Origin of the sequence: Saccharothrix espanaensis DSM 44229, from assembly GCF_000328705.1 — a bacterium.
GTDB lineage: Bacteria > Actinomycetota > Actinomycetes > Mycobacteriales > Pseudonocardiaceae > Actinosynnema > Actinosynnema espanaense.
Map to the genome: position 1 here is coordinate 7,022,851 of NC_019673.1, position 22,440 is coordinate 7,045,290.

A 22,440-nucleotide genomic window follows, 5' to 3' on the forward strand; every position below is an offset into this window, starting at 1 on the left:
GCAGACTCGGCGTCATGCTGGAAACGTCCGCACGCCTGCTGAAGCTGCTGTCCCTGCTCCAGGTCCGCCGCGACTGGACGGGCGCGGACCTGGCCACCCGGCTGGGCGTCGACGTGCGGACCGTGCGCCGTGACGTCGACAAGCTGCGCAACCTGGGCTACCCGGTGAACGCCGCGCCGGGCGTCGCGGGTGGCTACCAGCTGGGCGCGGGAGCCGAACTGCCCCCGCTGCTGCTGGACGACGACGAGGCCGTGGCGGTCGCCGTGGGGTTGCGGACGGCCGCCAACGGCACGGTCGCGGGCATCGAGGAGACGTCCGTGCGGGCGTTGGCGAAACTGGAGCAGGTGCTGCCGTCCCGGTTGCGCCGACGGGTCAACGCCTTGCAGGAGCACACGATCGCGCTCACGCCGAACGTCGCGCGAGTGGACTCCCGGACGTTGACCGCCATCGCCGGGGCGTGCCGCGACAACCAACGCCTGCGGTTCCCGTACACGGGCCGCGAAGGCGACACCAAGCGGCACGTGGAGCCGTTGGGGCTCGCGCACACCGGACGGCGTTGGTACCTGGTGGCGTGGGACGTCGACAAGGCCGACTGGCGGACGTTCCGGGTGGACCGGATCCCCGAGGAACCCACCCTGGCGGCCCGTTTCACGCCCCGCGAACCGCCGGCCGAAGACTTGGCGTCTTACGTGTCGCGGCAGCTCTCCGTCGCGCCTTACACCTACCAGGCGAAGCTGGTCATGCACGCGCCGCTGGACGTGCTCTCGGCGCGGGCCTCGTGGTCGTCGGTGCACTTGGAGCGCATCGACGACGAGCGCACGCTGCTCACCGTGGGCTCGCCGTCGCTGGAGGAGATCGGCCTCTGGATCGGGATGTTCGGCATCGACTTCGACGTCCTGGAGCCGCCGGAGCTCGCCGAGCACCTGCGGGTGCTCGGCGAGCGGTTCCTCGGCGCGGCCGACTCCGTGCGCAAGCCCGACTGACCCCGCGCCCAGACCAGATCGACCCCCTACTCAGGTCCGACCGACCCCGCGCCCAGACCTGATCGACCCCGTACGCAGGTCTGACTCCGCGCCCAAGCCCGACTGACTCGTTACGCAGGTCCGGTCAGCTCCGGGTGCAGGCCAGGCGGTACGCCGCCGCCCCGATCAGTTCCAGCGACACCTGGAGGCGTTCGCTGCTCACGTTGGCCGCGATGGTGTCCTCGGGCGTGTGGTAGAGCGGTTCCAGCTCCTGCGGGCCGCCTTCACCGCGCCAGCTGAAGTTCGCCGCCGCGATCTTGCGCTCGTGGAACGGCACGTGGTCGCTGCTGCCCCGGGCCACCGGGCCGTGCACGCGCGGGTCGTAGCCCAGCCGCTTGGCCGCCGCCGCGACCTCGCGGGTGGTGTTGTTGTCGCCGCCGTCGACCGAGAGCAGCCAGTACGCGGTCGCCGAGCCGTGGCTCGTGGCGACCATGTCGTTCTGGAAGACGCCGGAGATCCGGGCGGCGTCGTCGTCGGTGAGCTGCGAGACGTAGTGGCGCGAGCCGAGCAGGCCCTGCTCCTCCGAGCCCCACAACACGAACCGCAACGCCTTGTGCGTCGGCAGGTACCGCAGCACGCGCGCGAGTTCCAACGTGAGCACGGTGCCGCTGCCGTCGTCGTTCGCGCCCGGCGAGCCCGGCACGCTGTCGTAGTGCGCGGTCACCATGACCACGCCCTTGCCGCCGAACGTCGCGGGCCGTTCGGCGATCACGTTGTACGAGGTCAGCGACGCGTGGTGGGTGGTCGACACGGTCAGCTCCGCGGGCTTGGCGGCACGCAGCCGCTCGACGTGCACCTGCGCGATCCCCAGCACCGGGACGGCGACGTTCGACGTCAGCGTCGGCGAGAACGCGCTGGTCTTGCCCGCCGGCGGCGTGGACACCCGGCCGATCAGCACCGCCGCGGCGCCGCGCGCGACCGCGTCGTACACGGCGGTCGACCCGGTGGGGACGTTGACCAGCAGCACGACCTTGCCGGCGAGGTCGGCGGGCAGCGACGCGCCGGTGTCGGCGTCCACCAGCGGCCCGGCGGCGGTGACGCCGAGCGCGCCGAACCGCGAGGCCCCGGCGTTCCAGCGGGACTTGTCGGGCAGCGCCAGCGTGGACAGGTACTTGTCCGGCACGGTGAACGGCTGGAGGTCCACCCGGTACCGCAGGTCGCGCAGCACACCGGCCAGGAAGTCCCGGGCCCGGTGCTCGGACTCGGTACCGCCGATCCGCTGGCCGATCCGATCGCTGAGCACCCGCAGGTGCTCCATCGCCCGCCGGGCCCGAACGCGGCCGACCACCGGGTAGTCGCCGAAGAACAGGTCCGGTGCCTGCGACGCGCCGGGGCGCTGGGCGTTGGCCACCGGGTTGAGCCCCAGCGCGACCACGCCGGCCGCGGCGGCGGCACCTGCCAGAACAGTACGTCTACGCATTCCGGGCCCCCAAGGTTCAGGTCGATCTTTCGAACCTAGGCAGACCGGACATTCCGGGGAAGGGTGCCGTTGGCGCACAGCGGACCGCCAACGGCACCACGACGATCAGCCCTCCGCGACCGCACCCGATCCCGGTCTGCCCCGTCCACCGGACCGTCGGACCAGCCGGCGCGCGACCACCGAACAGCGGTCCGGACAGCGGGCTAGCTCGTCATCTCCTCGAGGAACTCCTGGGTCTCGCGGTCCGTGGAGTGGACCGCGATCCCGCGCATGCCACGGGTGAGCAGCACCTTATAGGTGTTCTTGATCAGCGCCGCGAAGCGCAGGTCGTCCGCGCGTTTGACCAGCGGGTCCTTGGACTCCGACCGGCGGGGGCTCCACATCCCGTCGCGCCGCACCAGGTCCGGGCCGAAGACGACCCCGGACCAGTCGAACTCGAAGCCCTGGGCGGTGTAGACGCAGCCGACCTGCCCGAAGCCGCGCGGGTCGGTGGCCCAGTAGTCAGATTCGGGAACACCCGGCACGGCCCGCCTGCCCTCGGACTTCGCGTTCCAGGGCCGTTCCCACGAACCGATGCGGACGTCGTCGACGAGCCGGCGCTCGGCTCCGTCGCCGACCGGGTCGCTCCAATTCCAGCAGTACCCGGCGGTGAGGCGGGCGACGCCGCCGTGCTCGGCCTGCCGATCGAGCACCCAGGCTTCCAGCGACGCCGGGGAACTGGCACTGGCCAGGGTGATGCCCTGGTCGAGCGGGCCGGCGAGCTTGCTCCACGGGATCGGCGGCCCGGCACTTCCACCGAGCCCGAGCAGCCGCGCGACCCACGTGTCGTACCAGACGGAACCACCGCAGCGCATCTGGTCGTGCAGCTGCACGACCTCGACCTTGCAGCCGAGCGCGTCCGCCGCCGCGGTGATCTCCGCCAGCGACCCCATCTCGCCCGGCCGCACGATCTGGTTCTCGTCGAGCAGGAAGACGGGCACGTTCGCGATGTTGATCAGCTCGTCGATCTGCCGTCCGGCCCGTTCCCGCCGTTCCTTCTTGGTGAACCGGTCGACGCCGTTCTCCCGGATGCGGTGCGCCTCGTCGCAGAGCACGACGTCCAGGTCCCGCGGATTGCTGCCCACGTAGGAGTTGAAGTACTTGAACAGCCCCTTGACCCGCGGGTTCCCGCGTGCCGCGTACTTGCGCATGGTCTGGGTGAACGCCTTGGAGCCCGTGGCGTGGTGGACCGCCAGGCCGCGGCGGGCGAGCTCACCGAGCAGGCTCAGCGCGATGACGCTCTTGCCCGAACCAGGACCGCCCTCCACCACCACGACGGTCCTCGTCTGCGCCGCGCGCGACCGCTCCACCGCGTTCAGGACCAGTTCGTACGCGACCTTCTGCTCGTCAAGGAGGACGAACTGCTCGCGGTCCTGGATCTCCTGCGCGGCCAGCGTCAGCAGGGGCTTGGTCGGGCGGTGCTCGAAGTTCAGGAACTCGTCGCCGGCGGCGAGGGCCGCCACCCGCCCGGCGGCCGGGTCGAGGATCGAGCGCAGGTGGCTGACGAGCTTCGCGCCGTCCTCCATCGTGAACATCTGCCCGTAGTCGTCGACCCGGTGGTCGAGGAGCGACGCGACATCCGCCCGACGTGCGTTGTGGAGGTACGCGAGGCCGCGCACGGCACGCGGGCGCTCGACGAGACCCGGAGTGTGGTCGACGACGTACTGGCAGTAGCCCCGCACCTGTTCGACCGGGTGCAGGTGCCTGCCGGGCAGGCCGGACACGTTCAGCACCGCGTCGATGTGCAACTCCGCCGCGGACCACTGCTTGAGTTCCACGAACACGAAGCAGTGCTCGGCCGTGCGGGGGTGCACACCGCAGAGGACGGCGTCGATGCGCTGCTTGCTGTGCGGTAGCTGGTGTTCCAGCAGGACTTCGGTCTCACCGAGACCGGCGTCCGCCACGTGCTGGAGGAGGATGGGCAGGCTTCGCTGCCAGGAGTTGACCTCGCCGACGCCGGCGCGGGTGCCGATGACGTGTCCCGCTTGTTCCTGGAGCCGGGTGTGCAGGCGGCCGGCGCGGGCCTCGGCCAGCAGATCATCAGCGCTGCCGCGGATCAGAGCCAAAACGATCCCCTCTGGGCGTACTTCGTCGGCGTGCGACCTGGGCGGCGGAACCGAATTGCCGCGCAGCCGCCGGGCCGTGATCCACGAGCCTAGTGGAGACCGGCCGTCGCACACCGCCTCACACCACCGTGAGGTCACGACCCGTCACGACGGATCGTGCTCCGTTCGGAGTGACCACGCTGCCGAATGTCGTAATTTCGGACCGATTCAGGAAATGGTTTACGGGTTTTGGTTGCCGACCGCGAGTTCAGCTCGAATGATCGACCCGATAGTGGGTATCGACTTGTCGGGGAGGGCAAGGTTGGTCCAGGGCTCCGCGCGTGACCTGTTACGCGACTACACCGAAGGAAAGCTGATCCGCGCGCTGGCGGCGCACGTGGGCGTTCGCAACCAGCCGGACGAGGTGCACGGCCAGTTCGGCGCGTGGCAGAGAAGTGTTCCGGTATTGCTGGAACTGCTCGGCGACTGCGGCCTGGCCGACCTCCAGGTCATCCTCGAATACCAGCTCCCGTACAGCCCCAAGCGGGTCGACGCGGTGCTGTGCGGCGTCCACCCGGACACCGGCTCACCGTCCTACGTACTGGTCGAACTCAAGCAGTGGACGAACGCCGAGGTCGTCGGACATGGACTGGTCCGCTACAACGGGCAGAAGGGGCAGCCGGTCCTGCACCCGGCCGAGCAGGTCCGCCAGTACTGCCGGCACCTGCTGGGTTTCGTGCCGATGCTGGCCCGGACGCCGTCGTGCGTGAAAGGCCTGGCGTACCTGCACAACGCCCACCGCAGTGCCGACTGGCCGCTGGACCGCTACGACCACGACGACTACAGCCAGCTCTACACGGCTGATCAACTCGGGGATCTGGCCACCGATCTTACCTCGCTGCTCGCGGTCGCCGACGACGCCGCGGAACGGTTGACCCGAGCCCGGCGGACGCCGGCCCACTCGCTGCTGACCGCAGCCGCCGGTTCTGTCTCGGCGCGCACCGACTTCGTGCTGCTCGATCAACAGCAGGTGGCCTTCAAAGCGGTTCAGGGAGCTGTTGCCGAGGCTGTCGGGAATCACCGCGCGTGGAAGAAGGTCATCCTGGTCAGAGGTGGTCCGGGCACCGGCAAGAGCGCCATCGCCTTGAACCTCTATTCGGCCATGGCGGGTAGCCGGATCAAGGTGATCCACGCTACCGGTTCGAAAGCCCTGACCGAGACCCTCCGCCAAGCCGTCTTCGGCCAGGACGGACGGCGGGGAGAGGACGTCTTCAAGTACTTCAACAATTTCGGCGGCGCACGGGTGGACGAACTGGACGTCGTGATCTGCGACGAAGCCCACCGACTTCGCGGACAAAGCCCCAACGTGCCCGATCACCGGCGCTATCAAATACGCGGCCAGATCCACCAGATCATCGACGCGGCGAAGGTCCCGGTCTTCCTCCTGGACGACCACCAGGTGGTGCGGCCGCGCGAGATCGGCTCGCCGACCGACGTCCTGGAGGTCGCGCGGGCCATGGGCTGCCAGGTCGTGGAGGTGGATCTCGACGGTCAGTTCAGGTGCGGTGGATCGCCGCTGTTCGACCAGTGGGTGCTGCGCCTGCTCGGCCTGACCGGGCAGGCACCGGTCCCGTGGTCGGAACTGGTCGCGGACACCGACGACGAGTACGTGGTCGAGTCGGTGGCGGCCCCGCACGGGCTCGAGGCGTGGTTGCGCGCCCGGATCAGGGACACCGGGGCGAGCGCCCGGATCGCGGCCGGCTTCTGCTGGAAGTGGTCCGACCCGGTGGACCACAACGGACGGCTCAGCCTCGTCCAGGACGTCAAGATCGGCGGGTGGCACCGACCGTGGAACGCCCGGCAGGGCGTGGACGTCCCCGGTGTGCCCTCCGCGTCCTACTGGGCTTCGGACCCGCGGGGCTTCGACCAGATCGGCTGCATCTACACGGCCCAGGGCTTCGAGTACGAGTGGGCCGGGGTGATCCTCGGCCCGGATCTGGTGATCCGGGACGGCCGCTGGGTGGCCCAGCCGGACCGGACCGAGGACACCGCCCTGAAGGGCGTGCCCGCGCCGGTGTTCGACCGGCTGGTCCGCAACACGTACAAGGTGTTGCTGACCCGCGGGATGCAAGGGGTGTGCGTCTACTCGGTGGACCCGGAAACGAACGAGTTCCTTCGCAAGCACACTGTCTGACCGCGGCCCGGTCCTGGTCGGCGCCACGACCGGGCCGCGATGACGGACGGCTCAGCCCGTGGCGGCGCGGTGCAGTTCGCGCAGGGCGCGGACCGCGGCGACCGCGTGGTCCCGGTCGACGGCTTGGATCGCCATGATCGAGACGTACTCGTCGTCCGGCAGTTCCAGCCGGGCCCAGGACGCGCCGTCCGGGAACGACACGTGCAGCACGTCGGACCACTCGAAACGGCGGACCGTGACGACGTTGCGGACCTCGACGCCGGTCTCGTCGGCGCGCACGCGCGGGCGGGCCAGCAGCAGCACGCCGGACGCCAGCAGCACGCCCAGCACGACCATCGCGACCTGGTCCGACGTCCGGAAGATCACGCCGGTCGGCGTGTCCGTCAGCAGCCAGCCGACCACGGAGAACACCACGACCAGGAACACCGCGCTGACCACCGACACGGTGCGGATGCGCTTGGGGCGGAATTCGACGGCCATCGCGATCACGACGCGGTCCGCAGCGCCCGCAGCACCAGCGCCGCGTCCAACGCCGCCGCCACCGCCTCGTGGCCCTTGTCCTCCACCGAGTCGTGGAACCCGGCACGGGCCAGCGCCTGCTCCTCGGTGTCGCAGGTGAGCACGCCGTTGCCGACCGGCGTCGACTCGTCCAGCGCGATGCGGGTCAGGCCGGCCGTCACCGCGTCGCAGACGTACTCGAAGTGCGGTGTCCCGCCGCGGATCACGACGCCGAGCGCCACGACCGCGTCGTGCGTGCGGGCCAGTTGCTGGACCACCACCGGCAGCTCGATCGCGCCGGCCACCCGCACCACCGTCGGCGCGGGCACCCCGGCCTCGGTCGCCGCGGCGACCGCGCGCTCCACCAGCTGCCCGGTGATCTTCTCGTGCCACCGGGTGGCCACCACGGCCAACCGGACACCGGTCGCGTCCGGCACCGACGACTCGGGCCGACCTTCGCCGCTCATTCCACACCCTCCGTGCTGACGATCGCGCCGCCCTGGCTCAGGGCCTCGTACTGCTCGAGCTGGTGCAGCTCGTGCCCCATCCGGTCGCGCTTGGTGCGCAGGTACCGCAGGTTCTCCGGGTTCGGCGAGATGGGCAGCGGCACGCGGTCGATCACCCGCAGGCCGTAGCCCTCCAGCCCGACCCGCTTGGCCGGGTTGTTGGTCAGCAGCCGCATGGACTTGATGCCCAGCTCGCACAGGATCTGCGCGCCGGTCCCGTAGTCGCGCGCGTCGGCCGGCAGGCCCTGCACGAGGTTCGCGTCCACGGTGTCCGCGCCGTTGTCCTGCAACTGGTACGCCTGCAGCTTGTGCATCAGGCCGATGCCGCGGCCCTCGTGCCCGCGCATGTAGAGCACGACGCCGCGCCCCTGCGCCGCCACGGCCTCCAGCGCCGCGTCCAGCTGCGGCCCGCAGTCGCAGCGCAGCGACCCGAACACGTCGCCGGTCAGGCACTCGGAGTGCACCCGGACCAGCACGTCCTCGCCGTCGCCGAGGTCGCCGTAGACCAGCGCGACGTGCTCGATGCCGTCCAGCTTGGAGTCGTAGCCGACCGCGGTGAACGCGCCGTGCGCGGTCGGGATGCGCGCCTGCGCGACCCGTTCCACCTGGGTCTCCACCCGCCGCCGGTAGGCGATCAGGTCGGCGATGGTGATCAGCACCAGGTCGTGGTCGGCGGCGAAGACCTCCAGCTCGTCGCGCCGCGCCATGTCGCCCTCGTCCTTCTGCGACACGATCTCGCAGAGCACGCCGACCGGCGCGAGACCGGCCAGCCGGGCCAGGTCCACCGCGGCCTCGGTGTGGCCGGGCCGGCGCAGCACGCCGCCGTCGCGGGCGCGCAGCGGCACCACGTGGCCGGGCCGGCTGAAGTCCTTGGCGTCCGACGACGGATCGGCCAGCAGCCGCATGGTGTGCGCGCGGTCGGCGGCGGAGATGCCGGTCGACACGCCCTCGCGGGCGTCCACGGTCACCGTGTAGGCGGTGCCGCGCTGGTCCTGGTTGGTGTGGTACATCGGCGGCAGGTCGAGCCGTTCGCAGTCGGCCTCGGTGAGCGCCACGCACACGTACCCGGACGTGTAGCGGACCATGAACGCCAGCAGTTCCGGCGTGGCCTTCTCGGCGGCGAAGATCAGGTCGCCCTCGTTCTCGCGGTCCTCGTCGTCCACGACGACGACCGCGCGGCCCTCCGCGACGGCCGCGATGGCCCGCTCGATGTCGGCGAAGTCCTTCACCGGGTCTCCTCAGGCTTGCCCGCGAGGTGGGGTGCGGTCAGCCGTTCGACGTACTTGGCCAGCACGTCCACCTCAAGGTTGACCGGGTCGCCGGGACTCCGCCGGCCCAGCGTGGTCAGTTCCAGGGTGGTCGGGATCAGGCTCACGCTGAACCTGTCGTCGGCCACCGACACCACGGTCAGCGAGACGCCGTCCACGGTGATCGAGCCCTTCTCCACCACGTACCGGGCCAGGTCCCGGGGCAGGCCGACGTGCACGACCTCCCAGTGCTGGGCCTTCTCCCGGGCCAGCACGGTGCCGGTGCCGTCCACGTGGCCCTGCACGATGTGGCCGCCCAGCCGCTGCCCGAGGGCCGCCGCGCGCTCCAGGTTCACCCGGTCGCCCGCGGCGACCTTGGCGAGGCTGCTGCGCAGCAGCGTCTCCCGCATCACGTCCGCGGTGAACGCCCCGCCGACCACGTCCACGACGGTGAGGCACACGCCGTTCACCGCGATCGAGTCGCCGTGCTTCGCGTCACCGGTCACCAGCGGACCCGCGATGGTGACCCGCGCCGCGTCCGGCAGGTCGGTCACCGCGACGACCTCACCCAACTCTTCGACGATCCCGGTGAACACCGTTCCTCCTCTACCGCCCCGAGGCCGGCACGGCGGAGATCCGCACGTCCGGCCCGCACATACTGACCTGCTCAACGACCAATCCCACAGCGTCGGTGATGGTCGACACCCCCGCGTCCCGCAGAGCGGTCGGCCCGTCCCCCAGCAGCTTCGGCGCGAGGTAGGCCAGGACCCGGTCGATCCGGCCGGCGCGCGCGAAGGCACCCGCCAGCGTAGGCCCGCCCTCCACGAGCACGTCCACCGCTCCCCGCGCGCCGAGTTCGGCCAGGACCGCGTCCGGGTCGTGCGTCCGGACGTGCAGCGTCTCCGCCTCGCCGTCCAGGACGTGCGCGCCGGGCGGCAGGTCGCTGGTCCCCACGACCACCCGCAACGGCTGCCGGGTCACGTCTGTTCCCCGCGCGGTGAGCCGGGGGTCGTCGGCGCGGACCGTGCCGGTGCCGACCACGATCGCGTCGATGGTGGTGCGCAGCGCGTGCACCTCGGCCCGGGACTCGGGCGAGCTGATCCACCGGCTGGTGCCGTCCGCGGCGGCCACCCGGCCGTCCAGGGTGGCGGCGTACTTCCAGGTCACGTGCGGCCGGCCGGTGCGGGCGAAGTGCAGCCACGCGCGCAGCGCCTCGACGTGCGTCGGCAGGTGCACGACCTCGACGCCGGCGGCGCGCAGCACGTCGGCTCCCCCGGCGGCCTTCGGGTTGGGGTCGGCGTTGGCGAACACCACGCGGGCGACCCCGGCGTCGACCAGCGCGGACGTGCACGGCGGGGTGCGGCCGTGGTGCGCGCACGGTTCGAGGGTGACCACGGCGGTGCCGCCGCGGGCCCGGTCACCGGCTTCGGCCAGCGCGCCGATCTCGGCGTGCGCCCCGCCGGGCGGCTGCGTGTACCCGGTGCCCACGAGCGCGCCGGAGGGGTCCAGCACGACCGCGCCGACCGGCGGGTTCGGGCTGGTGGTGCCGTGCGCCCGCGTGCCCGCCTCGACGGCCAGGGCCATCGCGCCGGACCACGCGAGGTCGTTCACGGGCGGTGCCGGGCGGCCTGCGCGCGCAGCCGTTCGACCGCCTGGCCCGGGTCGGCGGCGTCGTAGACGGCGGACCCGGCCACGAAGCAGTCCACCCCGGCCTCGGCGGCCTGCTCGATGGTGTCGGCGTTGATCCCGCCGTCGATCTCCACGACCAGGGTCAGGTGGCCGGTGTCGACCAGGCGGCGGGCGGTGCGGACCTTGTCCAGGACGTCGGCCATGAACTTCTGGCCGCCGAAACCGGGCTCGACCGACATCACGAGCAGCGTGTCGTAGTGCTTGAGGACTTCGGTGTACGGCTCGATCGGCGTGCCGGGCTTGAGCGACAGACCGGCCTTCGCGCCGGCCGCGCGCAGGTCCTTCGCGAGTCGCACGGGGTCGGCGGCGGCTTCGACGTGCACGGTCACGTTGTACGCGCCGGCCTCGGCGTACCCGATCGCCCAGCGGTCCGGGTCGTCGATCATCAGGTGGCAGTCCAGCGGGATGTCCGTGGCACCCAGCAGCGACTTCACCACCGGCAGGCCGAGCGTCAGGTTGGGCACGAAGTGCGCGTCCATGACGTCCACGTGCAGCCAGTCCGCGCCGGCGACGGCGGCGGCCTCGTCGGCGAGTCGGGCGAAGTCGGCGGACAGGATGCTCGGGGCGATCATCGGCTGGTGGACCACGGGTGGTCAGTCTAGGGTTCCGCGATCACCCGGACCTCCCGGGGAGTCGTATTTCGCTCCGGCTGCCCGTTCGCGGGGTTTTCGTGTTCCGCGGATCTTTTCCGACTACTCACGCGGGTAGTTCCCCGGGGACCCGTCCGGCGATTACCTTCGGGACGGGCAGAACTGGGGAGTGCTGGGGATGAAAGCCGAATTCAGTCACAGGATCGCACTGGTGACGGGCGCGTGCGCGACGCCGGGCGCGGCGGTCGTGGAGGCGTTGGGCCGGCGGGGCGCGCTGGTCGCCGCCGTGGACGGCGACGGGGCGCGGCTGGCCGACCTGGTCGAGCGGTTGCAGGGCACCGGCCTGCGGATCGTGGGCCGGCAGATCGACGTGACCTCCGGCGCGGCGGTGGACGCGCTGGTCGACCAGGTGGAACGCGAGTTCGGGCCGATCGACGCGCTGGTCACCACGGCCGGCGAGCTGCGGCCGGGCCCGGCGCTGACGGTCTCCGACGCGGACTGGGCGCACTGCTTCGCGGTGAACGCGGACGGGGTGTTCCACGCCTCGCGCGCGGTCGCCGCGCGGATGGTGGAGCGCCGGCACGGCACGATCGTCATGGTCGCCGCGCACCCGGTCGCGGTGCCGCGCACGAGCATGGCCGCCTACGCGGCGTCCCGGGCCGCCGCCGTCACCTACACCGAGCACCTGGCGGTCGAGATCGCGGCGCGCGGCGTGCACTGCGCGGTGGTCGCGCCGGACGACCCGCGCCGGGTGGTGGACGAGGTGTGCTTCCTGCTCGCCGACACCGTCCCCGGCAGCGCCGTACCCGCGTGACCGCCAGTACCCGCCAGACCGGGGACCCGGCTACACCTCGGCGTGCTCCTGTTCGAGGGCGAGGCGGGCCAGTTCGACCCGCGAGCAGATCCCGAGCTTCTTGAAGATGCCCCGCAGGTGGTAGTTCACCGTGTGCGGGGACAGGAACAGCTGGCGCGCCACCTGGCGGTTGGTCAGGCCCGCGCCGACCAGCCGGGCGAGGTCGCGCTCCGGTTCCGACAGCCGCCGCCAGTCCTCGCCGGACGTGCCGGGCGCGGTGCCGCCCGAGGGGGGCGGCGCGTCGGTCCGGCGGCGCAGCCGGGCCGCCTCGGCGTCCGCGCCCATCCGGTCGAAGATCCGCAGCGCGGCGGTCAGGGCGGCGTCCGCGCGGTCGGTCCGGCCGCTCTCGGCGAGCACCGCCGCCAGGTCCTCGTTCGCGTTGGCCCGCGCCCACGGGTGCCGGTGCCGGCCGGCGGCGGCCAGCAGCGCCTCGTCGTCGTGGTCGAGCAGCGCGCGGGCGTGGCTCGCGCCCACCGACACCGCCGCGAAGCCCGGGTTGCCCGCCGCCAGCTCCTCCGCCGCGGCGACCACCTCGCCGGCCAGCCCGCTGTCGCCCGCGGCGAGCGCCTGGCGCACCAGCCACGGTGCCGCGCCGGGCTCCTCGACCAGCATCCGGCGGGCGCTGCCGAGGTCGGCCAGCCGGGCGCGGGCCAGGCCGGCGGCGCGGGCCGGGCCGTCCTGGGCGTGCGCCAGCAGCAGCTCCACCCAGTCGTACTGGCCGGAGTGCAGCACCGCCTCGCCGCCCGCCAGGTCGCCCCGGTAGCGCCGGACGTGCTCGGCGGCGGCGGGCACGTCGCCGCGGTGCAGCGCGACGGTCGCCAGCACGGTCGACGCCAGCGGCACCAGCAGCCGCAGGCCGCGGTCGCGGGCCAGCGACATCCCGGAGTGCGCGGCGACCTGGGCCGCCACCAGCTTGCCCGCCTGGGTGAGCACTCTGGCGCGGGCGATCATCCGGGCGGCGGGCGCGCCGGCGGTCACCGCGTCGTCGGTGTCCGGGCCGTCGCCGCGCACCAGCTCCTCGGCGGGCTCGAACTCGCCCAGCGCGGACAGCTTGAGCGCGAACGCCACCGCGGCTTGCGACTGCCACCACGCGGTGGGCGCGTCGAGCTCCCAGCGGGTCGACTCGCGGCCCCAGTACACGCCCTCGGCGAGGTTGCCCGCCGTCCACTCCAGGCACGAGTGGACGGTCGCGGCCATCACCACGTCCGCGTCGCTGGCCTCCCGGTCCCGCGCGGTGAGCACGGACAGCGCGTGCGCGCCCGCCCGGCTGCCGGTGGCGAAGTACAGCGACAGCAGCCGCCCGGCGGCGGCCAGCCGGCGGCACGGCCCGGACGCCGCCGCGGGCGCGGCGAGGGCGCGTTCCATCTCGGCCGCCGCGTCGGCCGGGCGGCCGTCGGCGAGCAGGATGCCCGCCAGGGCGGTGTGCAGCTCGGCCGCCGGTCCGGCGGGCAGGTCGCGGGCCAGGCTGTCGCGGGCCAGCGCGATGGCCGAGCCGAGCCGGCCGTTCGCGGCCAGCGTGCGGACGCCGCGCACCGCCGCCGAGCCCCGGTCGTCGACCGACAGCGGCTCGTCCGGGACGGCGCGGAACGCGGCCCGCAGCGCGGTGGCGTCCCGGCGCAGGGCGTGCAGCACGGAGTCCGGGATGGACTCCACGACGGCCCGCCACACCAGTTCCGAGTCGAACTCCAGCCGGTCGCCGACCGAGCGGACCAGGCCGGAGGCGATCAGCTCGTCCACCGACAGCAGCAGCGCGCCGGTCGTCTCGCCCATCAGCGCGGCGGCGTCGTGCGGCCGGAAGGACCGGCCGATCACCGCCGCGACCCGCAGCAGCTGGGTCGTCTTCGCCGACAGCACGTCGACCCGGCCGCGCACCAGGCCGCCGACCCGGCGCGGCAGCGCACCGGTGGTGCCGTCGTGGGTGTCCAGCCGGCCCTCCTCGCGCAGGCCGGTGATCAGCTCGGTGATCATCCGGGGGTCGCCGGCCGCGGCCGCCACGAGTTCGGCCAGGTCCGGGCGCGGTGGCGCGCCGAGCAGGTCGACCAGCATCCGGTCGACCACGTCGGCGTCGACCGGGCCGAGGGTGAGCACCTCGCCGTCGGCGGCCAGCGCGCGGCACAGCCCGTTGCCCGCGTGGGCGCCGGTCAGCGCGACCAGCGCGGTGACCCGCCGTTCGCGCAGCCGGGGCAGCAGGGCCAGCACGGCGTCCGGGTCGCGGTGCGCGTGGTCGATCGCGACCAGCGCCCGGTCGGGGGTGTCATCGGGTGCGCGTTCGAGCGCGTGGGCCAGCTCGGCGGAGCGCGCGACCCGGTCGGCGGGCACCAGGACGACGCCGTAGCCGCGGTCGCGCGCGGCGTCGGCCGCCTCGTGCAGCAGGGAGGTCTTGCCGGAGCACGGCGGCCCGTCGATGGCCAGCAGGCCACCGGGTGCGGTCAGGAAGCGGAGAACCGAAGCCCATTCACGATCCCGGCCGTGCGATTTCGACACATTCAAGCCTGCTACGCGTCTCGGCCGGCTGTCAATTCACGCCCCGTTGTCGAATGCGACGAACGGCGCAACCTCGGCGAGTTCCCTCAGCACCTCTTCAGGCCCGCCGCCGACCACCCGGACGCCCGCCTCCCGCAACACCGACAGATGGCCGCGGTAGGCGGGGTGCCGGGATTGTTCCGGGCCGACCTGGGCGAGCACGACCATCGGCGCGCGCCGGCCCAGCGCCTCGGCCAGCACGGTCAGCGCCTGGTTGTCGCCGATGCCCAGGGCGAGCTTCGCGATCGAGTTCAGCGTGGCCGGGGCGAACACGAACGCGTCGGGCACCGGGTGCGGTTTCGGCTCGCCCGGCAGCCTCGACGTCGAGCGCACCGGCAGGTCGGTCAGCGCCGCCAGCGCGGCGGCCTCCGGCTCCAGCCAGCGCGCCGCGGTCGGGGTGAGCGTGATCGCCAACCGCCACCCCGCGCGGGCCAGCGGCAGCGCCAAGCCGGGCCGCAGCCACCGCTCGACCCCGCCGCCCGCCGAGGCGACCAGCCCGAGCACCGGCCCGGCCGCCTCCCCTCCAGACCGCCCCATCGGGTTACACGGGGCGGCGCAGCAGCGCGCAGAACATCGCGTCGGTGCCGTGCAGGTGCGGCCAGAGCTGCACGTGCGGGCCGTCGCCCAGGTGCGGCACGGCCGGGAACGCCTCGCGGGTGTCCAGCCGTTCCGCGCCGGTCCGCCGGGCCACGTCCGCGACCACGCCGACCGTCTCCGACAGGTGCGGCGAGCACACCACGTACGCCACCACCCCGCCCGGCCGGACCAGCGCCAGCGCCGCGGTCAGCAGCTCGCGCTGCAAGCGGGCCAGCGGCGCGATGTCGGACGGGTTGCGCCGCCACCGCGCCTCGGGCCGGCGGCGCAGCGCGCCCAGACCGGTGCACGGCGCGTCGACCAGCACCCGGTCGAACGACCCCGCCGGCAGCCCCGAATCACGGCCGTCCGCCACGTGCACGGTGATCGGCAGGTCACCGACGACCTTGCGGATCAGCTCCGCGCGGTGCGGGGCCTTCTCCACGGCGGCCAGGGTCGCGCCGGACAGCTGCGCCAGCGCGCCGAGCATCACGGCCTTGCCGCCCGGCCCGGCGCACAGGTCCAGCCAGCGCTCGTCCGGGCCGTCCAGCGCGGGCCTGGTCAGCGCCAGCGCGCACAGCTGGCTGCCCTCGTCCTGCACCCCGGCGAGCTTCTCGCGCACCGGGTCGAGGTCGCCCGGGTCGCCCGCGCCCGGCTCCAGCAGCACCCCGTACGGCGAGTACGGCGCGACCTCGCCGCCGGTCATCGCGGCCAGCTCGTCCGCGCTGCACTCCCCCGGCCGGGCCGCCAGGTGCACGGCGGGGCGCGTGTCGTCGGCCGCGAGGGCGTCGCGCAGCGGCTCGCCCCGGCTGCCCAGCGCCTCCGCGAACGCTTGCGCGATCCAGCGGGGGTGGGCGTTGGCCATCGCCAGGTGGCCGATCGGGTCGGTCTCCTCGTCCGGCGCGACCTCGTCCACCCAGCCCGCCTCGTCCTGCGCGGTCACCCGGCGCAGCACCGCGTTCGCGAAGCCGGCCGCGCCCGAGCCCAGCTCGGCGCGCACCAGGTCCACAGTGGACGCGACTGCCGCGTGGGCCGGGATCCTGGTGCGCAACAACTGGTACGCGCCCAGCCGCAGCGCGTCGAGCACCGCGCCGTCCACGGCGTTCAGCGGCCGGTCCGAGCACGCGGTGAGCACGGCGTCGAGCAGGCCCTGCGCCCGCGCCGCCCCGTAGGCCAGCTCGGTGGCCAGGGCCGCGTCGCGGCCGGTGATCCGGCGTTCCCGGAGCAGGCCGGGCAGCACCAGGTTGGCGTAGGCGTCGCGCTGCCGGACCGCGCGCAGCGTCTCCAGCGCGGCCAGCCGGGCCGGGTCGTCGACCGGCGGGCGCTCCGGGCCGGGGCGCCGGCGCGGCGGGTGGGGTCGTTGCGGCCGGGACGGCCGGGAGGAACGCTGGTTCACGAGATGCGCTCCCCCGCCTCGATGCGGGCGCCGCGCGCCCAGTCCGTCGCCGTCATCCGCTTCTTCCCCTGCGCTTGCACATCACCGAGCACCACGGGTGTGGTGGCCGTGCCGACCAGCACGCGGTTGCGCTCCACCCGGAGCTCACCGGGAGCCAGTCCGTCCTCCTCGACCGGGGTCACCGGGCCGAGCTTGAGCCGTTCGCCGCGGAACCACGCCCACGCCCCGGGGTCCGGGGTCACCGCGCGGGCGACGCGGTCCAGCGCCGCCGCGGGCGTGCCGAAGTCCAGCCGGCCGTCGTCCACGGTCAGCTTGGGCGCGTAGGTGATGTTCTCCTCCGGCTGCTCGACCGGGCGCAGCGTGCCGTCCTCGACGCCGTCGACGGTGGACAGCAGCAGCTTCGCACCGGACTCCGCGAGCCGTCCCAGCAGGTCACCGGCGGTGTCCCGGTCCCGGACGCGTTCGGTCACCACGCCGAACACCGGACCCGCGTCCAGCGCCTTCACGATCCGGAACGTGGTCGCGCCGGTGATGTCGTCGCCATGCCGCACAGCCGCCTGCACGGGGGCCGCGCCGCGCCACGCGGGCAGCACCGAGAAGTGCAGGTTCACCCAACCGTGCTTGGGGATGGCCAGGGCGGACTCGGGCAGCAGCGCGCCGTAGGCCACCACCGGGCACAGGTCCGGCTTGAGCGCGCGCAGCCGGGCCTGGAAGTCCGGGTCGGACGCCTTGGCCGGGGTCAACACCTCGATGCCGTGCTCGTCGGCCAGCGCCGCCACCGGCGAGCGCTCGACCCTGCGGCCGCGACCGGCCGGGGCGTCCGGGCGGGTCACCACGGCGACCACCTCGTGCCGGGGGGAGTCCAGGAAGGCGCGCAGCGACGGCAGCGCCGGTTCGGGCGTGCCCGCGAAGACCAGCCGCATGCTCACGCACCCCCGAACAGCGGGTGCGGCGACTGCTTGAGCGCGGGCAGGCCGCCGTCGAACCAGTCCTGCTGCCGGATCTCGCGCATCGCCTGCTTGCGGGTCTGCTCGTCGAGGCGGTCCAGGAACAGCACCCCGTCGAGGTGGTCGGTCTCGTGCTGGATGCACCGGGCCAGCAGGTCGGTGCCCTCCACCTCGACCGGCTCGCCGTGCATGTTCCAGCCGCGCGCGACCACCGCGCGGTGGCGGACGCAGTCCCACCGGAGTTCGGGGATGGACAGGCAGCCCTCGGGGCCGTCCTGGGTCTCGTCGCCGACGACCTCGAACGTCGGGTTCACCAGGTGCCCGGCGAAGCCGTCGCAGTGGTAGGTGAACACCCGCAGGCCCACTCCGAGCTGCGGGGCCGCGAGACCCGCGCCGCCGGCCTCGCTCATGGTGTCCCACAGGTCCTTGACCAGCTTGCGGAGCTCCGCGTCGAACTCGGTGACCTCGACGGCGGGGGTCCGCAGCACCGGGTCGCCGAACAGCCGAATGGGTTGGACGGTCACGCACTCTCCTCGAACGGGGGCAGACGGCCAGTCTAGGAGAGCGGCCAAAACGCGGTCGGGCTCAGTGCTCGGCGTGGCGGCCGAGGAAGGTCACACCGACCAGCGCGGCCAGGAAGTGGCCGGCGAACCGGGCGGCGGTGAGCAGGCCCGCCCCGAACACCGGGGTCTTCGTGCTGGTCATCGTGATGGCGGCCATGTCGTCGCTCCTCGTCTCGTCGGTAGCACCACGATGCAGCGCGGCGGCGTGCGCGCGCGTCCGCTCGGAGTAGCGAGCCCGGGTACGCCCCCGGGATGAGGCCGACTGCAACGCCGGGGGTACCTGCGGCTACCTACTGGCATGATCGCTGAGACGACCAACCGGCAGGGAGCACCACCGTTGGCCGACACCGACGCCGAGCTGTGGGAACGCGGCGACCAGGCCGCGTTCGCCACCCTGTTCGACCGCCACGCCGAAGCGGTGTGGAACCACTGCTACCGGCTGACCGCGTCGTGGGCCACGGCCGAGGACCTGACGTCGGCGACGTTCCTCGCCGCGTGGCGCGGACGGGCCGGCATCACCCTGGTGCGCGACTCCGCGCTGCCCTGGCTCTACGCGGTCGCGGGCAACCTCGCCCGCACCGAGTTCCGCCGGCTGGGCCGGTTCCGGCGGGCGCTGCGCCGGGTCCCCGACCGGGACGTGGTGCCCGACCACGCGGAGCGCGTCATCTCGTCGGTGGACGACGACCGCGAGCTGCGCCGGGTGCTGGCGGCGGTGCGCACCATGCCCGCCGCCGAGCGCGAAGCCGTCGAGCTGTGCCTGCTCGGCGAGCTGTCCACCGCCGAGGCGGCCGAGCTGCTGGGCGTGGCCGAGGTGTCGGTCCGCTCCCGCATCTCGCGCGCCCGCGCCCGGCTGCGCGCCGGCCGAGTAGAGGAGTCCCGATGACCTTCCCGGAACTGCCCCCCCGCCGACCGCTGCCGGCCGAAGTCCGCGAGCGGATGCGCCGCGTGGTGGTGGCCGACGTGCTCGCGGGGCCCGAGGGCACCGCGACCGACGTCCGCACCCAGGCCGACGTCCGCACCCTGACCGAGGGGCGCACCCAGGCCGAACGGCGCGCCGTGGACGACGTGCGCGCCGTGGACGAAGGGCCCGGACGTCCCAGGCGGCGGGCGCGCGGACCGCTGGCCGCCGCAGCCGGTGCCGTCCTGCTGGTGGGGGCGGTCGCGGTCGCCGTGCAGCCGTTCCACACCGCCCCGGTCGACACCGCCCAGGGGACGCCCGTCCTGCCGGTGCCCGACGGGTTCGCCGCGCCGATCGAGGCCGAGGTGGTGCCGACCCTGCCGCAGGACTTGGAGGTGTGCGGGTTCGGCGGCGAACAGGCCGTCACGGTCCGCGTCCCCGGTCGGCGGCTGTTGATCACGCCGCAGGAGGAGTACTGCGAGCTGACCTACACGACCGTGGCCCGGTCCGACCCGTCGGTCTACGACGACCTGTACGTGGGCAGGTCGAAGGTGCTGTGGCGCTCGCCCACCGGGGTTGTGATCCTCAAGCCCGCGCCGGGCACCACGCCGATCAAGGCCGCGGTGGTCCCGGACATGCCGATCACGGCGAAGCTGGTCGACGACGACCACTTCCTGATGATCCCGCAAGGGCAGACGGTCACCGTCGAGACCAACGCGGGCGACCCGATCAAGAGCGCGTCGACCGAGCTGACCCTGCGCAGCATCCCTGACGCGGCCCTGGTCCACGACCGGTTCCCAGATGGCTCCAACGACCCCGCCGACCCGAAGAACGTGCTGGCCAGGTGCCTGGACGTGGCGATGCGCAGCGGCGCGGAGCAGGTGGACGACAGCGGGACGTGGAAGTACGCCGCGGCCGCCGGCGTCGGCACCCGCAGCGGGCTGGTGGCGTTGCGCGGACCCGGTGCGGCCAGCGCGTACTGCTCGGTGGCCGAGTACAAGGCGCTGAGCGTGTACACGGCACCCGACCACGCCGGCGACCCGGCGCGGCCGTTCCGGATGGTGCTGTCGCAGGTGTCCAAGGCCGGGGGGCCGGAGGGGATCGTGCTCAAGATCGGCGGGACGGTGCGCGACGAGGTGACCCGCCTGGAGTTCACCCACCGGCAGCAGAGCCCTCAGTCCGCCGACGTCCGCGACGGGACGTTCGTGGCCCTGCTGCCCGACGTGACCTCCGCCGACAACCTCCTGCAGGACGTCACGGCCAAGGCGTTCGACCGCGACGGCCGAGTGGTCTACGAGGGGCGGGTCGTCTAGCCCGGCCGGACGGCGCGGGCTGCGCCACCGCCACGGCGGGTCGTCTCGGCGGCGGCCCGCCACCGGCCGTCGGGCAGGCGTTCGACGGCGGTCACCGCGCCGATCTCGGCGGTGGACGTGAAGCGGTGCCCCAGGGCGCGCAGGCCGGCGGCCTCGGGGGTGTCCAGGAACACCGCTTCGGCCTGGGTGCTCGTCGCGTTGCGCTGGGACGCGCGCGGCGCGGCGATCGCCGTGACCAGCGGCAGCCCGCGGTCCAGGCGCTGGGTGAGCACCTGGACGACGGTGGTGATGATGCTCGCGCCGCCCGGGGAGCCCAGGGCCAGCACGGGCTTGCCGTGGTCCAGCACGATCGTCGGCGACATCGAGGAGCGCGGGCGCTTGCCGGGGCCGGGCAGGTTCGGGTCCGGGACGCCGGGCGTGACCGGGGTGAACGAGAAGTCGGTCAGCTCGTTGTTCAGCAGGAAACCCCGGCCGGGCACCACGATGCCGCTGCCGCCCTCCTGCTCGATGGTCAGCGTGTAGGCGACCACGTTGCCCCACTTGTCGGCGACCGTGAGGTGCGTGGTGTCGGTGCCCTCGTACGGGGTGACCTCCGGTTGGCCGGTGGTCCGGCACGGGCTCGGGTGCCGGGGGTCGCCGGGCGCGACCGGGCTGGTCAGTACCGAGGTCGGCGAGATCAGGCAGGCGCGGCTGTCGGCGAACTTCTGGGACAGCAGGGCGCGCGTCGGAACGTCCGCGAAGCCCGGGTCGCCCACCCAGCGGTTGCGGTCGGCGAACGACAGCCGTGACGCCTCCAGGAACCGGTGCAGGTACTGGACCGGGGTCTCGTCGCCGAGCTTCGTGGTCTCCAGGATGTTCAACGCCTCACCGACCGCGATGCCGCCGGCGGACGGCGGGGCCATGCCGTAGACGTCCAGGCCGCGGTAGCGGGAACGGCTCGGTTCGCGTTGCGGGGCGTCGTATGCGCGCAGGTCGGCGAGGGTGAGGCGACCGGGACGGACCGTGCGGGTCGCGGCCGGGTCGACCGGCGGGCGGTTGACCGTGTCGACCAGGTCGCGGCCGATCGGGCCCCGGTAGAGCGCGGAGACACCGTCGCGGCGGAGTTCGCGGTAGGTGTCGGCGAGATCGGGGTTGCGGAACGTGCTCCCGACCGCGGGGGCCGGGAGGTACAGCTCGCGGGTCGAGGTGATGTCGGCGAACCGGGCGGCGTTCTCGGTGACCTGGCGGTTGAACGTGCCGTCGACCACGAACCCGCGCCGGGCCAGGTCCTCGGCCGGTTTCAGCGCCTTGTCCAACGAGTAGGTGCCCCAGCGCTGGAGCGCGCGCTGCCAGGTGCGCGGGGTGCCGGGGACGCCGACGGACAGGCCGCTGGTCACCACGTCGGCGAACGGGATCGGCTTGCCGTTCTCCAGGAACAGGTCGGGGCCGGCGGAGGCGGGCGCGGTCTCACGACCGTCGAGAGTGGACACACGCCGCGTCCGGGCGTCGTAGTGGAGGAAGAACCCCCCGCCGCCGATCCCGGCCGAGAACGGGTCGGTGACGCCGAGGGCCGCCGCCACCGCGACCGCCGCGTCCACGGCGTTGCCACCGCGCCGGAGGACGTCGACACCGATCTGCGAGGCGTCCGGGTCGATGCTCGACACGACACCCCCGGCCCCCACCACCTCGGGAACCCGAACCGGTGCCGAGTACGGGTCACGCGCCTGCCCGCCTTGCGCTTGCAGTCCTTGCGGGTTCGCGGGGTGCGCTTGAGCTGGGACGAGGGGCGCGATGAGGAGGAGGGATGCCAGGGCGCTGACGACCGTCGAGCGGAGCATCGTTCCCTTGTACTGCAAAGCCGAGGTGCCGGAAAACCCCTGCGAGGCCGAATCCCCCGACGTCGCACATTTCCGCGGTGCCGTGAGTCGGCCTGCGGCGGCGGTGCACGAGGGGCGTTGCCTGGCGAAGCGACCAGGTGCCGGCCGAGCCGAGCCGGGCCGGGCCGGGCCGGGCCGCGCCGGGCCGGGCCGGGCTGGGCTGGGCTGGGCGAGCCAAGCCCACGCCGGACCAAGCCGCGTCGAGTCGAGTCGAGCGGGACCGGACCTGGCCGAGCCGAACGGTGCCGGACCTGGCTGGCTGGATCTG

20 protein-coding genes are annotated in these 22,440 nt (G+C 73.4%); 5 read left to right on the forward strand and 15 right to left on the reverse strand.

Going from position 1 to position 22,440, the window contains the following annotated elements; translation table 11 throughout:
• Positions 1–14: 14 nt before the first annotated feature.
• Positions 15–983: a helix-turn-helix transcriptional regulator gene (locus BN6_RS30275; RefSeq protein WP_015103644.1), complete on the forward strand. Its 969-nt coding sequence runs from the start codon at positions 15–17 to the stop codon at positions 981–983.
• Between the two features lie 124 nt (positions 984–1,107).
• Here BN6_RS30275 and BN6_RS30280 read toward each other — a convergent pair whose 3' ends face one another.
• Positions 1,108–2,442 carry a M28 family metallopeptidase gene (locus tag BN6_RS30280; protein ID WP_015103645.1) on the reverse strand — a complete coding sequence of 445 codons (1,335 nt, stop codon included), beginning with the start codon at positions 2,440–2,442 and terminating at the stop codon, positions 1,108–1,110.
• Between the two features lie 203 nt (positions 2,443–2,645).
• Positions 2,646–4,547, reverse strand: a complete 1,902-nt coding sequence (locus BN6_RS30285) for a DUF2075 domain-containing protein (RefSeq protein ID WP_041314585.1) — start codon at positions 4,545–4,547, stop codon at positions 2,646–2,648.
• A gap of 301 nt (positions 4,548–4,848) precedes the next feature.
• Between BN6_RS30285 and BN6_RS30290 the strand changes: the two genes are divergently transcribed.
• Positions 4,849–6,720: a DUF2075 domain-containing protein gene (locus BN6_RS30290; protein WP_231904794.1), complete on the forward strand. Its 1,872-nt coding sequence runs from the start codon at positions 4,849–4,851 to the stop codon at positions 6,718–6,720.
• A gap of 51 nt (positions 6,721–6,771) precedes the next feature.
• Here BN6_RS30290 and BN6_RS30295 read toward each other — a convergent pair whose 3' ends face one another.
• From BN6_RS30295 to rpe, 6 genes are read right to left on the reverse strand one after another with little or no spacing between them, the layout of a single operon-like run.
• Positions 6,772–7,200 (reverse strand): PH domain-containing protein, encoded by a 429-nt coding sequence (locus BN6_RS30295; RefSeq protein WP_015103648.1) that lies wholly within the window; start codon positions 7,198–7,200, stop codon positions 6,772–6,774.
• Between the two features lie 5 nt (positions 7,201–7,205).
• Positions 7,206–7,685, reverse strand: a complete 480-nt coding sequence (gene ribH / locus BN6_RS30300) for a 6,7-dimethyl-8-ribityllumazine synthase (protein WP_015103649.1) — start codon at positions 7,683–7,685, stop codon at positions 7,206–7,208.
• The gene (locus tag BN6_RS30305; RefSeq protein ID WP_015103650.1) at positions 7,682–8,953 is read right to left on the reverse strand and encodes a bifunctional 3,4-dihydroxy-2-butanone-4-phosphate synthase/GTP cyclohydrolase II; all 1,272 of its coding nucleotides are present in this window, start codon (positions 8,951–8,953) and stop codon (positions 7,682–7,684) included. The genes ribH and BN6_RS30305 overlap by 4 nt, the downstream gene beginning before the upstream one ends.
• Positions 8,950–9,567 carry a riboflavin synthase gene (locus BN6_RS30310; RefSeq protein WP_041314588.1) on the reverse strand — a complete coding sequence of 206 codons (618 nt, stop codon included), beginning with the start codon at positions 9,565–9,567 and terminating at the stop codon, positions 8,950–8,952. Before BN6_RS30310 ends, BN6_RS30305 begins: the two co-directional genes overlap by 4 nt.
• Positions 9,568–9,577: 10 nt before the next feature.
• Entirely contained in the window at positions 9,578–10,555 is a 978-nt protein-coding gene (ribD, locus tag BN6_RS30315) for a bifunctional diaminohydroxyphosphoribosylaminopyrimidine deaminase/5-amino-6-(5-phosphoribosylamino)uracil reductase RibD (protein ID WP_051076065.1), read from the reverse strand.
• A gap of 23 nt (positions 10,556–10,578) precedes the next feature.
• Complete coding sequence (rpe, locus tag BN6_RS30320; RefSeq protein WP_015103653.1) at positions 10,579–11,232, reverse strand: ribulose-phosphate 3-epimerase; 654 nt, start codon at positions 11,230–11,232, stop codon at positions 10,579–10,581.
• Between the two features lie 229 nt (positions 11,233–11,461).
• Here rpe and BN6_RS30325 point away from each other — a divergent pair, with 229 nt between their 5' ends.
• Positions 11,462–12,064, forward strand: a complete 603-nt coding sequence (locus tag BN6_RS30325; RefSeq protein ID WP_051075798.1) for an SDR family NAD(P)-dependent oxidoreductase — start codon at positions 11,462–11,464, stop codon at positions 12,062–12,064.
• Between the two features lie 30 nt (positions 12,065–12,094).
• Here the strand turns inward: BN6_RS30325 and BN6_RS30330 are convergent, their stop codons facing one another.
• The 6 genes from BN6_RS30330 to BN6_RS49815 form a co-directional block, all read right to left on the reverse strand.
• A complete protein-coding gene (locus BN6_RS30330; RefSeq protein WP_015103655.1) occupies positions 12,095–14,587 on the reverse strand; it encodes a helix-turn-helix transcriptional regulator in 2,493 nt (830 codons plus the stop codon).
• A gap of 36 nt (positions 14,588–14,623) precedes the next feature.
• The gene (locus BN6_RS30335; protein WP_015103656.1) at positions 14,624–15,163 is read right to left on the reverse strand and encodes a flavoprotein; all 540 of its coding nucleotides are present in this window, start codon (positions 15,161–15,163) and stop codon (positions 14,624–14,626) included.
• Positions 15,164–15,167: 4 nt separating this feature from the next.
• Positions 15,168–16,595 (reverse strand): RsmB/NOP family class I SAM-dependent RNA methyltransferase, encoded by a 1,428-nt coding sequence (locus BN6_RS30340; protein WP_015103657.1) that lies wholly within the window; start codon positions 16,593–16,595, stop codon positions 15,168–15,170.
• Complete coding sequence (gene fmt / locus BN6_RS30345) at positions 16,592–17,518, reverse strand: methionyl-tRNA formyltransferase (protein WP_015103658.1); 927 nt, start codon at positions 17,516–17,518, stop codon at positions 16,592–16,594. The genes BN6_RS30340 and fmt overlap by 4 nt, the downstream gene beginning before the upstream one ends.
• A gap of 2 nt (positions 17,519–17,520) precedes the next feature.
• The gene (gene def, locus BN6_RS30350; protein ID WP_015103659.1) at positions 17,521–18,066 is read right to left on the reverse strand and encodes a peptide deformylase; all 546 of its coding nucleotides are present in this window, start codon (positions 18,064–18,066) and stop codon (positions 17,521–17,523) included.
• Positions 18,067–18,127: 61 nt separating this feature from the next.
• Positions 18,128–18,262 (reverse strand): hypothetical protein, encoded by a 135-nt coding sequence (locus tag BN6_RS49815; RefSeq protein WP_269454290.1) that lies wholly within the window; start codon positions 18,260–18,262, stop codon positions 18,128–18,130.
• Between the two features lie 141 nt (positions 18,263–18,403).
• Between BN6_RS49815 and BN6_RS30355 the strand changes: the two genes are divergently transcribed.
• Both BN6_RS30355 and BN6_RS30360 read left to right on the forward strand, forming a co-directional pair.
• Positions 18,404–18,988, forward strand: coding sequence for an RNA polymerase sigma factor (locus BN6_RS30355; RefSeq protein ID WP_015103660.1), 585 nt, complete (start codon positions 18,404–18,406; stop codon positions 18,986–18,988).
• Positions 18,985–20,316, forward strand: a complete 1,332-nt coding sequence (locus tag BN6_RS30360) for a hypothetical protein (RefSeq protein WP_015103661.1) — start codon at positions 18,985–18,987, stop codon at positions 20,314–20,316. The genes BN6_RS30355 and BN6_RS30360 overlap by 4 nt, the downstream gene beginning before the upstream one ends.
• Here the strand turns inward: BN6_RS30360 and ggt are convergent.
• Positions 20,313–22,133: a gamma-glutamyltransferase gene (gene ggt, locus BN6_RS30365; RefSeq protein ID WP_015103662.1), complete on the reverse strand. Its 1,821-nt coding sequence runs from the start codon at positions 22,131–22,133 to the stop codon at positions 20,313–20,315. The genes BN6_RS30360 and ggt overlap by 4 nt on opposite strands.
• Positions 22,134–22,440: the final 307 nt, after the last annotated feature.